This is a genomic window from Mesorhizobium sp. CA16, assembly GCF_020165175.1.
Lineage (GTDB): Bacteria > Pseudomonadota > Alphaproteobacteria > Rhizobiales > Rhizobiaceae > Mesorhizobium.
In genome coordinates this window covers 44148-55904 of sequence record NZ_JAIUHP010000009.1, presented here as the reverse complement: position 1 = coordinate 55904, position 11757 = coordinate 44148, and the positions used below count along the sequence as shown (strand labels likewise).

Here is an 11757-nt window from a genome sequence, read left to right as displayed (position 1 = left end):
GTTCCCAGCATGAGCCTAGTCAAGAAATTCGCCACCGTCGCCTCCGGCACGCTGATGAGCCGTGGACTGGGCTTCGGCCGCGAGATGCTGATGGCGGCAGCGCTCGGCACCGGACCGGTCGCCGACGCCTTCAACGCCGCCTTCCAGTTTCCCAACACCTTCCGCCGGCTGTTCGCCGAGGGCGCCTTCAACGCCGCTTTCGTGCCGCTGTTCGCCAAGGAGATCGAGCAGCATGGCACCGACGGCGCCAAGCGCTTCTCGGAGGAAGTGTTCGGCGTGCTGTTCTCCGCGCTTCTGGCGCTGACCATCGCGATGGAACTGGCGATGCCGCTGATCGTGCGCTACCTGGTGGCGCCGGGCTTTGCCGACATTCCAGGCAAGTTCGAGACGACTGTCCGGCTTGCGACAATCATGTTCCCGTATCTCATATGCATGTCGCTCGGCGCCATGATGGCCGGGATGCTGAACTCGCTGCGCCGCTATTTCGCGGCGGCGATCGCGCCGGCCTTCCTCAACATCATCCTGATCGGCGTGCTCGCCTATGCCTGGTATCACGGGCTGGACGCGCATGATGTCGGCTTCGGCCTGTCCTGGGGCGTGCTGGCGGCAGGCATCGTGCAACTCGCCATCGTCTGGATCGCGGTGCGCAATGCCGGCATCTCGATCGGCTTCCGCCGGCCGAAGATGACGCCCAACGTCAAGCGGCTGCTGATCCTGGCACTGCCGGCGGCGATCACCGGCGGCATCACGCAGATCAACCAGCTGATCGGCACGGCGATCGCCTCGGCGCAGAACAGCGCCGTGTCGTCGCTCGCCTATGCCGACCGCATCTACCAGCTGCCGCTCGGCGTCGTCGGTGTGGCCGTCGCCATTGTGCTGTTGCCGGAACTGTCGCGGGCGCTGAAATCGGGCAATTTGGTCGAGGCAGCCAACCTGCAGAACCGCTCGGTCGAGTTCACCTTGTTCATGACGCTGCCCGCCGCCGCGGCGCTCTGGGTGATGTCTGAGCCGATCGTGCGGCTGGTCTATGAGCGCGGCGCCTTCGCCGCCAACCACTCGACGCCGATCGTCGCCTCGATTCTGGCGATCTTCGGCCTCGGCCTGCCCGCCTTCGTTTTGATCAAGGCGTTCACGCCCGGCTATTTCGCCCGCGAGGACACGCGCACGCCGATGATTTTTGCCGCCATCTCGGTCGGCGTGAATGTCGCGACGGCGCTGAGCCTGTTCCCGTCGATGGGCGCGCCGGGCATCGCGGTCGCCTCGGCAGTCGCCGGCTGGGTCAACGCGCTGATGCTGCTCGCCATGCTGATCAGGCGCGGGCATTGGGGCCGCGACGTGCCGCTCTTGCGACGCATTCCCCGGCTGGTGCTTTCCGCCGTAATCATGGCCGTGGCGCTTTACTTCGCGGAGCGCCACTTTGCCGCGCAGATTGGGCCTGGCTCGCCGCTCGTGGTGAAGGCGACGACGGTGCTTGGGCTGGTCGCCGGGGGCGCCGCGCTCTATTTCATCGCCGCCTTCGGCACCGGCGGCGCCGATTTCGGGATGCTTCGGAGGAACGTCAAGCGTCGTTCACCCAAGGCGCTACCGCCCGTCAGGGAACAGTCTCCAGATCCGTGAGTCGGAATTCGTTGGCCGTAGAAAGTATCGGAACGGCGTAGTATCGGGCGCAAGCGTAGTGGAAGCAGTCCGCCATATTTAGGCGGATAGCATTGTTGCGAAACCGCGCAGCGGCCTCGACGGATAGGGATGTTGCCTCGGATGCAGGCGGAAGCTCGTGCAAGGCAATCGCCCGCTCTTCCAGAAAGCGGTCTACAATCTCCGCGCTTCTGGCGACCGGAATCGCCAGCTTTTCTGGTCGCGCGAGCGCCATCGCTGCCTCCCAAACGGCTATCGCCGACGTGAACGGTGCCGATGCCTTCATGACGGCCTGCGCGCATCGCTCGGCTTCCGTCTCGTTGCTTAGGATCGCGACGATGGCTGCGGCGTCGACAAACATCAGTCGTCGCCGGAAAGTTCATCATAAACGGACTGCGGCAGCGGTTTGCGCGCTTGTTCGCTAAGCTTGATTCCAAACTCGGCTCGCAGTCGTGCCGCCGTTTCCAGCGGCGTCTCGCGATTGCGGCGCCGCTCCAAGGCTTCGCGCATGGCGATCACGATTGCCTCGGTGATGCCGACCCCTTCAGCTTTGGCGAAAGCGCGCGTCAACCTGTCGGCTTCCTTATTGTTGATGTTGATGGCCATGGCTACATTCCTTTATGTAGTTAGGAATATGTAGCCTATGCACGGCAAATGTCAACGTACCGATGCCCCATGCCAGCTCGTCCGCGCCTCTTGATCCCGCAACGTGCTTCGTCCATAAGCGCGCCGTCGCAAGACTTTCGCCGCGCGCGGTTTCCAGCCGCATGATTGGCTCCAAAAAGTCTGCAACTTTTTGGAATCATGCTTAGACGGCCCTCCACAAGCCATGAGGAATTCATGTCCGCCTTCAAGCCACTCGTCTTTTCGGGCGTCCAGCCGACCGGCAACCTGCATCTCGGCAACTATCTCGGCGCCATCAAGAAATTCGTCGCCCTCCAGGAACAGTCCGACTGCATCTATTGCGTCGTAGACCTGCACTCGCTGACGGCGCAGCTCGTGTATCAGGACCTGGGCGACCAGACGCGCTCGATCACCGCAGCGTTCCTGGCCTCCGGCATCGACCCCAAGAAGCACATCGTCTTCAACCAGTCGCGGGTCATGCAGCACGCCGAGCTCGCCTGGATCCTCAACTGTGTGGCACGCATCGGGTGGATGTACCGGATGACGCAGTTCAAGGACAAAGCCGGCAAGGACCGCGAGAACGCCTCGCTCGGCCTGCTTGCCTATCCGAGCCTGATGGCCGCCGACATCCTGCTTTACCGCGCAACGCATGTGCCGGTGGGCGAGGACCAGAAGCAGCATCTGGAGCTGACCCGCGACATCGCCCAGAAATTCAACAACGACTTCTCCGAGAAGATCGCAGCACTTGGCGTCGGCGTCGAAATGCAGGTCGGCGAAGAGACGGTGAACGGCTATTTCCCGATTACTGAACCGGTGATCGGCGGCCCGGCGGCGCGCATCATGAGCCTGCGCGACGGCTCGAAGAAAATGTCGAAGTCGGACCCGTCGGACCTGTCACGCATCAACCTTACCGATGATGCCGACACCATCTCGAAGAAGATCCGCAAGGCCAAGACCGATCCGGAGGCCTTGCCGAGCGAGGTCGACGGGCTGGAAAGCCGGCCCGAAGCGGAGAATCTCGTCGGCATCTATGCCGGCCTCGCGGAAATCTCGAAGGAAGAGGTGCTGAAGGAGTATGGCGGGCAACAGTTTTCCGTGTTCAAGCCGGCGCTTGCCGATCTTGCCGTGGAGAAGCTGGCGCCGATCGCTTCCGAGATGCGCCGCATCGAGGGCGACCGCGCCTATGTCGACGCCGTGCTCAAGGATGGCGGCGACCGGGCCCGCGCAATCGCCGAGGGCACGATGAAGACGGTGCGCGACATTATCGGCCTTCTGCAGGACTGATCCAACGACCTCCTCGGACCATTGCCGCGCCGGCCGGCGGCTTGCCGCCGGTTCGCGGCAGTGGCAGATTGCGACCGAAACCATACCGAGCAGATAGACATGGTCTCCAAACGCCTCAGCCGCGAAGCCGGCCATCGCCGCAAGTTCCTGGCGATCATCGACGACACGCCCGAATGCGAGCGCGCCGTCGCCTATGCCTCGAAGCGGGCGCAAAGCACCAGCGGCGTGCTGGTGCTGCTCTACGTCATCGAGCCGGACGACTTCCAGCACTGGCTGGGTGTGGAAAAGATCATGCGCGAGGAAGCCACGGCGACAGCCCGCGCGGCGCTCGACGGCTACGCCAACAAGGTGCGCCAGCATGCGGGGATCGAGCCGGAGCTGGTGGTGCGCGAAGGCAAGCCGACGGAAGAAATCCACAAACTGATCGAGGAAGACCAGGACATCGCCATCCTTGTGCTGGCCGCCGGCGCCGGCAAGGAAGGCCCAGGGCCGCTGGTCAGCGCGGTCGCCGGGCGCGGCGCGGCTTTTCCCATTCCGGTCACGGTGGTGCCGCAGAACCTGTCCGACGAAGAGATCGACAGCCTAGCTTGAGGTGCTTCGATATTCAGGTGAGGCCGGCCTGCAAATGGCCGCCTGACCCGAATCTCGATCCACCTCGATATTCGTGATAGAAGCCGAAAAACATTCCGCCAGCCAGCCGTTCCAGCGACGCGTTTCGCTTGAATGTCCAGCCGATAGAGCCTATTTAGAATTATTCCAAACTATCGGCCCGGGAAGGGCCTGGAGATACCCATGTTCATCCAGACCGAATCGACGCCGAACCCGGCGACGCTGAAATTCCTGCCGGGCAAGGAAGTGCTGCGCGAAGGCACAGCCGATTTCCGCAATGCCGAAGCCGCGGCGGAGGCCTCGCCGCTGGCCGGCCGCCTGTTCGAGATCCCGGGCGTCACCGGCGTCTTCTTCGGCTATGATTTCATCACCGTGACCAAGGATGGTCCGGACTGGCAGCACCTGAAGCCGGCGATCCTCGGTGCCATCATGGAGCATTTCATGTCCGGTGCGCCGGTCATGGCCGCGACCGCTCCGGCGAGCGAAGCCGGCGAGACCGGCGAGTTCTACGACAAGGCCGACGAAGAGCTGGTGCTGACCATCAAGGAACTGCTCGACACGCGCGTGCGCCCCGCCGTTGCCCAGGACGGCGGCGACATCACCTTCCGCGGCTTTGAGAACGGCACCGTGTTCCTGCACATGAAGGGCGCCTGCGCCGGCTGCCCGTCATCGACGGCAACGCTGAAGCACGGCATCCAGAACCTGCTTCGCCATTTTGTTCCGGAAGTACAGCAGGTCGAGCAGGTCGCCTGAGAACCCACTGGCCGGCCGCGTCGTGCGGCGAAGCGAATTCCGATCCAAGATCGCAAAAACAAAAAACCGGGCCCCAACAGCCCGGTTTTCTGTTTTTGGACGTCTTGTTGTTGCCTAGACGGTCCGCTTGCGAAAGCTTTTGGCCTCGGCCTTCGTGATCACATCACGATGACCTTGGCGCCGACCGACGTGCGGTCGTAAAGATCGATAATGTCCTGGTTCATCAGCCGGATGCAGCCCGACGACATCGCCTTGCCGATCGAGAACCATTCCGGGCTGCCATGCAGGCGGTAGCCCATGTCGCCGCCCTTGTTGAAGAGATACATGGCGCGCGCGCCGAGCGGGTTCTTCAGGCCCGGTTCCATGCCGCCGGCGAACTTGGCGAGCTCGGGCTGGCGCTTGATCATCTGCGAGGGCGGCGTCCAGGTCGGCCATTCGCGCTTCAGCGCGATATGGGCTGTGCCGTGCCATTCAAAACCCTCGCGGCCGACGCCGATGCCGTAGCGCATCGCCATGCCGTCGCCCTCGATGAAATAGAGGAACTTGTTCTGCGTATCGACGATGATGGTGCCCGGCTTCTCCGACGAGTCGTACCGCACTTCCTGGCGGTGGTACCTGGCGGGGACCTTCTCGATCGGGATGCGCGGCAGCTGATAGCCGGCATCGGTCATCGCGCCATAGTTGTTGGTGAACATTTGCCCACCGATGGTGCTGCACCCGCTGATCGCGGTCGACAGCGCAAGAGCGGCGAGGATTGCAAATGACTTCAAGCGCATGAAAAGGTCCGACGCCCCGCCTCGATACCAGCGGCACGAGTCGGCCGCTTTGTTGCCACCATTCATGCTGGCATTTCTTTTGCTTGCCAAGCGCGCACTGCCTATATGCAAGGCCTTACGCGCCGGTAAGTGCCCGACTGCGGCATTTTCGCAACAGGCCTTACAGGATTATGAAGCAAAATCAATGGGGCGACTTGGGAAGCCGCCTGCGATGCGAGGAGAGCGCCATGAATGTCGGTGATGCCGCGGAGCGTTCCGGCCTGCCGGCCAAGACCATTCGCTACTATGAGGAAATCGGACTGATCCGCCCGGCGCGAGCCGGGAACGGCTATCGCGATTACTCCCGCGACGATATCCACCGGCTCGCCTTCCTGCGCCGTGCGCGCAATCTCGGCTTCTCAATCGACGATTGCAGGCAGCTGATGGCGCTCTATCAGGACCGCGGCCGCGCCAGCCATGACGTGCGCGAGATCGCCGCCGCCCATGTCAGGGCGATCGAGGAGAAGGTACGCGAATTGCAGTCGATGCGCTTGACGCTGCAGACACTGATCCACGCCTGCCATGGCGACGACCGGCCGGACTGCCCAATCCTCGACGACATGGCGGGCGCGGCCTAAGGTCCGAGGCCTGTCAGCGCTTCCAGAAATCGCGGTGCGGGGCGAGCATCTCGTCCGCGATTTCGGGAAAGGGGCCGAACACCTCGATCTTCTTCTGGCCGGAGGCGAAGACGGCGCGCGAGGCGAGGTTCATCGTCGGATTTTCCGCATGATCCCCGGTGAGCGCCAGGAGGCTGGTTTCCTCGACCCCATAGACCAGGCGCCCGATATTCGCCCAGTACATCGTGCCGGCGCACATCGCACATGGTTCGAAGGTCGAGACCAGCGTGCATTGCCACAGCAACTCCGGCTCATAGGCCGCTGCGGCGCGGCGGGCCAACTCGGTCTCGGCATGGCGCACCGTGTCGAGATTGCCCTGCCGCATCAAAATGCGATCGTCCGGCCCGACCAGCACGCAGCCGAACGGATGATGCCCATGCGCCGCCGCCTCGCGCGCGACGGCATCGGCGGACCGGAGGTGGGCGAGCATCTGGTCGCGGGTCATGGGAAAATTCCTTTCATGGCGAGATTGCTGCCATGAGGCATGACCAGCAAGGCTAATCTTCTCTGAACCACGGCTCAAGCATCTACTTGGCTTTGCGCTCCACCCGTTCCTGGTTTGATGCTATTTTGACGATCACCTACAATGAGATTGCCGGGATGGCCATCCACGAGGACATCGAACGGGTCGAGCAGCATATCCGCGAGATCGAACAGCGGATCGAGCGCCAGCGCGCGGTCATCACCCAGGCCGAAGAAAACGGCCTGCCGACCGACGGTCCGAGCAATTTCCTGTGGTTCCTGAAAGAGACATTGAGCCTGAGCCGCGACCACTTGGCCAGGCTTCTGGCGGATGAGTTTCGAGCGGGGGACTCGGAGTAAAGGTGCCATTCAGCCGGTGGCGGTTTGGGGTCGAAGTAACATCCCTTAGCGCCCTTGCCGTTCCCGGTAGATCATCCAGAGCGGCACGGTTACCATCCCGAACACGATCACGGCCAACTCGACCCAGTAGGTAAATGGGTCATGGCCGCGCTCTACAGCGTCATCCTTAAAAGGAATCCGGCCCGTCCAAAGGGATTGGGCAACCAACCAGACTAGAGCAAGCTCCATAGCGACCATAACGACTCTCATCATAAACTTGCTGGGTTTCATCATGCGCCTTTCATGTGCTCGCCTGATTTGAGCAGCGGCCTGTCAACCAGATACCCCCCCTGCCCTCAGACGATGCGTACTTTACAAACAGAGACTCGGCTCACGCCTAAGGCTTGCAGCTAGGGACCGTTTGGATTGACGTTCCCACTGTTCAACCTGGGCGGATAGCCGGGCGGGTCTTCAAATACTACCGCTACTATTTTTTGCTGGGCAACGACGAAGCGCAACACGTTTGAGGCTAGCACGAACTCCGTTGGCTTGGTGCACTGCCATTCAACTCTGACAATGACAGCATCTGTGTGACCGTTGGTGCCGTGTGCGGCTTTTCCCTCAGTCCGAATGAGTGGCTTTGAACAGCCCGATCCTGGAAGAAGTTTAACGAACTCTGGGAAATTCTCCGCCAAAGGCAAACCGTAGTCGAATATGATAGCGGTCGCATCCGGCACTAGGAGCGCCTTGGCCTGCTCGGGATTTTCGACCGAGAGGTTGATGTAGTTCCCTACCAACTGTGCGGGCGTCATTTCGGAAGGATCCGCTGCAGCGATAGCGAGACAAGCAGCGATTGCCATCAATATGAAATTAAACTTCGCGACACGCATCAGCGGTCTTTACCATGTGACGCCTATCCAGGGTAGGGCCGGCCTGTCTAGGAACATATTCCGTGGTCATAATGGTCGGCTTGACAGGCGATTATGTACTTTACAAACACGAGAACCGCTGATACCTTGAATCCACAGTAGGAATCCGGGTTATGAGCGTCCTTTCCGAGCCACATTTTCACAACAAAGAAGCTGCTTTTGAGCGGCTGGAAGCGATTGTGTGGCCGGAAGGTCCGGTTTGCCCGAAGTGTGGCAACTGCGAACAGACGCGCATTACCCGCGTGACTGGCGCAACCGCTCGCACAGGCCTTCGCCGCTGTTTGGAATGCAAGAAGCAGTTCACCGTGAAGGTCGGAACGGTGTTCGAAAGCAGCCATGTGCCGCTTCATAAATGGTGGCAGGCTGCACACCTACTCGCGTCCAGCAAGAAGGGCATCAGCGCTCACCAACTGCACCGTACTTTGCAGGTCCAGTACAAGACGGCTTGGTTCATGTTCCATCGCTTGCGTGAGGCTATGCGCGATGGCGTCCTTTCCCCGATGGGTGGCGAGGGCAAGCAGGTCGAAGTTGACGAGACGTACATCGGTCGCCTGAAAGGCGCTCCCGTGAAGCGTGGCGGCGGCGCATACAAGAACTCTGTCGTTACGCTGGTCGAGCGTGGCGGTCGCGCCCCTTCCTTCCATGTTGATACCGCCCGCATGGGCAACGTCATGCCGATCGTCCGCGCCAACATCGCTCGCGAAAGCCGGCTCATGACCGACGAGAGCGGTATCTATCGCCGCGCCGGCCAGGATTTCGCCTCGCATGGATTCGTCACGCACTCTACGGATGAGTACGTGCGCGGCGATGTGCATACGAATACGGTCGAAGGCTACTACAGCATCTTCAAGCGCGGCATGAAGGGTGTTTACCAACATTGCGGTGAGCAGCATCTTCACCGCTATCTAGCCGAGTTGGATTTCCGCTACAGTAACCGCATCGCGCTTGGCGTCGATGACAACAATAGGACGGTGAGGGCTATGGCTGGCATCGTTGGAAAGCGTTTGAAGTACCGGGACTCGTTCGCCGGGTAAGCTCCAAGACCGTTCATGTGGTGGTGCGACTGATGGCTACTGAAGACCACATCACGCTTGTCATTGAGGGCTTGCCCGAGGACGACGGACAGGTGCGGCTCGCTGCGTTTTTGTCCGAACTCCAGAATCTCAGCGCTACGCTTAATCGACTTGACCGCGATGCAAACGCCGGCAAGACAGCTAGCTATTTTCGCATTGCCGAGATGTCCTACAACAGCCCGGTTCGCGTCACTATCGACCCACATCCGCTGCCGGGTAAGCCACCTACCGGCTTAATCGTGATCGAAAGTCTGAACCGCATTTCTGCGGCGCTGGCGAGTGGAGACGACCTGCTTGACCTTGATGCTGAATTGCTCGGCGACATCCGAAATCTAGCGCGTCCGGTTGGAACAACCGTCAAAAGTGCGACATTGCTGTTTAACGATAGCCGCATCGACTTAACGCCGCAGATTGTCAGCCGTGTTGATGCTGCCCTTGCGGTCGATGAGGAATGCGAGGGGTTCATCCAAGGAAACCTGGAACAGATAAACCTCCACCTCGGAGTGAATACGTTCCAGATTTATCCTGATGTTGGACCCAAGAAAGTTGCCTGCCATTTCCCATCTCGCCTTTATGACGATGCCGTTTCTGCAGTTGGCCGCAAAGTGGAGATCTTCGGCACGCTTCGCTATCGTGCGCGAACGGACTTCCCACACCAGATTGAAGTGACGAGCATAGAAGCATATCCGTCCGAATCCGATCTTCCCGATTGGGAGGATTTGAGAGGTCGTGCCCCGGACGCGACCGGCGGCTTGAGTTCTGAAGCCTTTGTCCGGGAGCTTCGCGATGGCTGGCGCTAGCCCTATCTATTACTGGGATACCTGCCTTTTCCTCGCATGGCTCAATGACGAGATCCGGAAGTCGGGCGAAATGGATGGCGTGCGCGAGGTGATTGCTCGGCACAAACGGCGCGAGGTGAAGCTGGTCACTTCCGTGCTTACTCGGGTTGAGGTGCTGCAATCCAAGATACCAGTCGGCGTTGGCAACAGCTTCACCGATTTGATGAAGCGAATGACACAGTTGGGAATGGACATCAAAGTCGCCGGGCTTTCACATGATCTGCGGGACCATTATTCGGCAAATGCCGCAGCGCATGGCGGGAAGACGCTTTCTACCCCCGATGCGATTCATCTGGCGACGGCCATCCACTACCGCGCCGATGAGTTCCATACGTTCGACAACGGCGGCAGCGCGAAAAGCCTAGGGCTCTTGCCGTTGTCGGGCAATGTTGGAGGACATAAGCTCAAGATATGCAAACCAGAAGCAAAAAGCCCGCAATTCGATCTGCAAAAGCCCGGAAGCAAATGAAGGCTGACAACCCTTCACAGTCGCGTGCCTTCATTGAGAAGGCGCGAGAGATTGAAGCGGACGAGAAGAAATCCGCCGCCGATGCCCTAATGGGCAAGCTGGCGCATATGCCGCCAGACCATAAGCAAAAGCCGAAAGGCAACGTCAAAAAGAAGCTGACCAAGTGACGGGCTACGGCAAATCCGTCTCGCTGTGGCCTTATGGCTGGATACGGACCGGGATGACAGCGGGTCTGATGATCGTCATGGCGGTTCCCGTCTTCGCAAAGGACGCTTTGTACCCACAAGGACTTTCCGACGCGGACCGCGCCGGCAATCATCCGACAGACGCTGAACTGGCAAAGTGCCCGGGCATCGTCGAACTATATCAGGACGTTCGTACGAATAGGGCTCCTCTTCCTCACAGGGTGTCAATTGAGCAGTTGCAGATGGACGCTTCTGAATGCGTCTACATCCTCAACGAGAACTACGGGACTGACTGGACAGTTGACGAAACTGGCGTCCAAAAAGACGACTGACTTCTTCGTATCCCAATCGGTTCGCCATCCCCACGTTCTAAGGCGTGTTCGTAAAGTGCGTAATCGCCGCCTGACAGGGGGTTCAAACCGTGAACAAAATCTGGCATGGTGCCTCCCATGCCACTCGTTTCCCCGATTCCCCTTAACCCGTTGATCGACGGCCGCCAGTCGGAGCGCGCTATGCTGGTGCGGCGCGGCGTGCAGCGGCTGCTCACCGAAATGGGCGCGCATGTGCTGCCGGAGCTTTCCCTGGCCACCGGGCGGCGCGCCGATCTCGTGGCGCTGACCAGGCAGGGCGACATCTGGATCATCGAGATCAAATCCTCGATCGAGGATTTCAGGGTCGACCGCAAATGGCCGGACTACCGGCTGCATTCCGACCGCTTCTTCTTCGCCACCCATCCCGGCGTTCCGGCTGACATCTTTCCCGAGGAATGCGGCTTCATCCTCTCCGACGGCTATGGCGCGGAGATCCTGCGCGATGCGCCCGAGCACCGCATGGCGGCAGCGACACGCAAGGCGCTGATGCTGCGGATTGCCCGCGCGGGCGCCGCGCGGCTCTTGGCGGCCGAGCTTGCCGGCGTCGCCGTGCCGGCGCTGGATGGCGAGAGCGAGTAGACCGTCGTCGCAGGGTGCGGATGCTGGTTGCACTGGCGTCCGACCGCAGGCCTGGCTCAGGCCAGCCCTGCGCCCGGCCAGCGAGAATTTTCGTCCCGCACCGATGATTTCCGCTGATTCCGTTTGTCTTCACCTACAGGCGCGTCCGGATGGCCGGCGGCCTGGATAAAAGGT

At 60.8% G+C, this 11757-nt stretch carries 18 protein-coding genes; 12 read left to right on the top strand and 6 right to left on the bottom strand.

Features of this window, described 5'->3' with window-relative positions; translation table 11 throughout:
* Positions 1-9: 9 nt before the first annotated feature.
* Positions 10-1617 (top strand): murein biosynthesis integral membrane protein MurJ, encoded by a 1608-nt coding sequence (gene murJ / locus LB525_RS14555; RefSeq protein WP_224545119.1) that lies wholly within the window; start codon positions 10-12, stop codon positions 1615-1617.
* Here murJ and LB525_RS14550 read toward each other — a convergent pair.
* Both LB525_RS14550 and LB525_RS14545 read right to left on the bottom strand, forming a co-directional pair.
* Complete coding sequence (locus tag LB525_RS14550) at positions 1592-1996, bottom strand: type II toxin-antitoxin system VapC family toxin (RefSeq protein WP_095766110.1); 405 nt, start codon at positions 1994-1996, stop codon at positions 1592-1594. The genes murJ and LB525_RS14550 overlap by 26 nt on opposite strands.
* Complete coding sequence (locus LB525_RS14545; protein WP_224545118.1) at positions 1996-2241, bottom strand: type II toxin-antitoxin system VapB family antitoxin; 246 nt, start codon at positions 2239-2241, stop codon at positions 1996-1998. The genes LB525_RS14550 and LB525_RS14545 overlap by 1 nt, the downstream gene beginning before the upstream one ends.
* A gap of 234 nt (positions 2242-2475) precedes the next feature.
* On the opposite strand from LB525_RS14545, the gene trpS reads away from it, so the two are divergent.
* The 3 genes from trpS (at position 2476) to LB525_RS14530 (ending at position 4905) form a co-directional block, all read left to right on the top strand.
* Complete coding sequence (gene trpS, locus LB525_RS14540) at positions 2476-3543, top strand: tryptophan--tRNA ligase (RefSeq protein WP_224545117.1); 1068 nt, start codon at positions 2476-2478, stop codon at positions 3541-3543.
* A gap of 99 nt (positions 3544-3642) precedes the next feature.
* The gene (locus LB525_RS14535) at positions 3643-4134 is read left to right on the top strand and encodes a universal stress protein (protein WP_095766113.1); all 492 of its coding nucleotides are present in this window, start codon (positions 3643-3645) and stop codon (positions 4132-4134) included.
* 201 nt (positions 4135-4335) lie between these two features.
* Positions 4336-4905 carry a NifU family protein gene (locus tag LB525_RS14530; protein WP_095766114.1) on the top strand — a complete coding sequence of 190 codons (570 nt, stop codon included), beginning with the start codon at positions 4336-4338 and terminating at the stop codon, positions 4903-4905.
* Between the two features lie 158 nt (positions 4906-5063).
* On the opposite strand, the gene LB525_RS14525 is transcribed toward LB525_RS14530, so the two are convergent.
* Positions 5064-5681 carry a L,D-transpeptidase gene (locus LB525_RS14525; protein WP_140802045.1) on the bottom strand — a complete coding sequence of 206 codons (618 nt, stop codon included), beginning with the start codon at positions 5679-5681 and terminating at the stop codon, positions 5064-5066.
* Between the two features lie 227 nt (positions 5682-5908).
* Between LB525_RS14525 and cueR the strand changes: the two genes are divergently transcribed.
* A complete protein-coding gene (cueR, locus tag LB525_RS14520) occupies positions 5909-6298 on the top strand; it encodes a Cu(I)-responsive transcriptional regulator (protein WP_140846512.1) in 390 nt (129 codons plus the stop codon).
* A gap of 13 nt (positions 6299-6311) precedes the next feature.
* Here cueR and LB525_RS14515 read toward each other — a convergent pair whose 3' ends face one another.
* Entirely contained in the window at positions 6312-6782 is a 471-nt protein-coding gene (locus LB525_RS14515) for a nucleoside deaminase (RefSeq protein WP_224545116.1), read from the bottom strand.
* Positions 6783-6907: 125 nt separating this feature from the next.
* On the opposite strand from LB525_RS14515, the gene LB525_RS14510 reads away from it, so the two are divergent.
* Complete coding sequence (locus tag LB525_RS14510) at positions 6908-7159, top strand: hypothetical protein (RefSeq protein WP_140846498.1); 252 nt, start codon at positions 6908-6910, stop codon at positions 7157-7159.
* A 45-nt stretch (positions 7160-7204) separates the two neighbouring features.
* Here the strand turns inward: LB525_RS14510 and LB525_RS14505 are convergent, their stop codons facing one another.
* A complete protein-coding gene (locus LB525_RS14505) occupies positions 7205-7432 on the bottom strand; it encodes a hypothetical protein (protein ID WP_140846491.1) in 228 nt (75 codons plus the stop codon).
* 116 nt (positions 7433-7548) lie between these two features.
* Positions 7549-8028: a hypothetical protein gene (locus LB525_RS14500; RefSeq protein ID WP_140846485.1), complete on the bottom strand. Its 480-nt coding sequence runs from the start codon at positions 8026-8028 to the stop codon at positions 7549-7551.
* A 152-nt stretch (positions 8029-8180) separates the two neighbouring features.
* On the opposite strand from LB525_RS14500, the gene LB525_RS14495 reads away from it, so the two are divergent.
* The 6 genes from LB525_RS14495 (at position 8181) to LB525_RS14470 (ending at position 11583) form a co-directional block, all read left to right on the top strand.
* On the top strand, positions 8181-9101 hold the full coding sequence (locus LB525_RS14495) for an IS1595 family transposase (protein WP_224545115.1): 921 nt from the start codon (positions 8181-8183) through the stop codon (positions 9099-9101).
* Between the two features lie 32 nt (positions 9102-9133).
* The gene (locus tag LB525_RS14490; RefSeq protein ID WP_140846474.1) at positions 9134-9940 is read left to right on the top strand and encodes a hypothetical protein; all 807 of its coding nucleotides are present in this window, start codon (positions 9134-9136) and stop codon (positions 9938-9940) included.
* A complete protein-coding gene (locus LB525_RS14485) occupies positions 9927-10448 on the top strand; it encodes a type II toxin-antitoxin system VapC family toxin (protein WP_140846469.1) in 522 nt (173 codons plus the stop codon). The genes LB525_RS14490 and LB525_RS14485 overlap by 14 nt, the downstream gene beginning before the upstream one ends.
* Positions 10445-10615, top strand: coding sequence for a hypothetical protein (locus tag LB525_RS14480; protein ID WP_181174950.1), 171 nt, complete (start codon positions 10445-10447; stop codon positions 10613-10615). Before LB525_RS14485 ends, LB525_RS14480 begins: the two co-directional genes overlap by 4 nt.
* Complete coding sequence (locus tag LB525_RS14475; protein ID WP_140846467.1) at positions 10612-10965, top strand: hypothetical protein; 354 nt, start codon at positions 10612-10614, stop codon at positions 10963-10965. The genes LB525_RS14480 and LB525_RS14475 overlap by 4 nt, the downstream gene beginning before the upstream one ends.
* A gap of 117 nt (positions 10966-11082) precedes the next feature.
* The gene (locus LB525_RS14470) at positions 11083-11583 is read left to right on the top strand and encodes an MmcB family DNA repair protein (RefSeq protein WP_224545114.1); all 501 of its coding nucleotides are present in this window, start codon (positions 11083-11085) and stop codon (positions 11581-11583) included.
* Positions 11584-11757 lie beyond the last annotated feature (174 nt).

What these genes read in the sequence shown, in the direction of transcription:
- cueR (WP_140846512.1), top strand. Translation starts at nt 5,909, where the DNA reads ATGAATGTCGGTGATGCCGCGGAGCGTTCCGGCCTGCCGGCCAAGACC.
- LB525_RS14515 (WP_224545116.1), bottom strand. Translation starts at nt 6,782, where the DNA reads ATGACCCGCGACCAGATGCTCGCCCACCTCCGGTCCGCCGATGCCGTC.
- LB525_RS14495 (WP_224545115.1), top strand. Translation starts at nt 8,181, where the DNA reads ATGAGCGTCCTTTCCGAGCCACATTTTCACAACAAAGAAGCTGCTTTT.
- LB525_RS14505 (WP_140846491.1), bottom strand. Translation starts at nt 7,432, where the DNA reads ATGATGAAACCCAGCAAGTTTATGATGAGAGTCGTTATGGTCGCTATG.
- LB525_RS14470 (WP_224545114.1), top strand. Translation starts at nt 11,083, where the DNA reads ATGCCACTCGTTTCCCCGATTCCCCTTAACCCGTTGATCGACGGCCGC.
- LB525_RS14485 (WP_140846469.1), top strand. Translation starts at nt 9,927, where the DNA reads ATGGCTGGCGCTAGCCCTATCTATTACTGGGATACCTGCCTTTTCCTC.
- LB525_RS14530 (WP_095766114.1), top strand. Translation starts at nt 4,336, where the DNA reads ATGTTCATCCAGACCGAATCGACGCCGAACCCGGCGACGCTGAAATTC.
- LB525_RS14525 (WP_140802045.1), bottom strand. Translation starts at nt 5,681, where the DNA reads ATGCGCTTGAAGTCATTTGCAATCCTCGCCGCTCTTGCGCTGTCGACC.
- murJ (WP_224545119.1), top strand. Translation starts at nt 10, where the DNA reads ATGAGCCTAGTCAAGAAATTCGCCACCGTCGCCTCCGGCACGCTGATG.
- LB525_RS14490 (WP_140846474.1), top strand. Translation starts at nt 9,134, where the DNA reads ATGGCTACTGAAGACCACATCACGCTTGTCATTGAGGGCTTGCCCGAG.
- LB525_RS14480 (WP_181174950.1), top strand. Translation starts at nt 10,445, where the DNA reads ATGAAGGCTGACAACCCTTCACAGTCGCGTGCCTTCATTGAGAAGGCG.
- trpS (WP_224545117.1), top strand. Translation starts at nt 2,476, where the DNA reads ATGTCCGCCTTCAAGCCACTCGTCTTTTCGGGCGTCCAGCCGACCGGC.
- LB525_RS14545 (WP_224545118.1), bottom strand. Translation starts at nt 2,241, where the DNA reads ATGGCCATCAACATCAACAATAAGGAAGCCGACAGGTTGACGCGCGCT.
- LB525_RS14535 (WP_095766113.1), top strand. Translation starts at nt 3,643, where the DNA reads ATGGTCTCCAAACGCCTCAGCCGCGAAGCCGGCCATCGCCGCAAGTTC.
- LB525_RS14550 (WP_095766110.1), bottom strand. Translation starts at nt 1,996, where the DNA reads ATGTTTGTCGACGCCGCAGCCATCGTCGCGATCCTAAGCAACGAGACG.
- LB525_RS14500 (WP_140846485.1), bottom strand. Translation starts at nt 8,028, where the DNA reads ATGCGTGTCGCGAAGTTTAATTTCATATTGATGGCAATCGCTGCTTGT.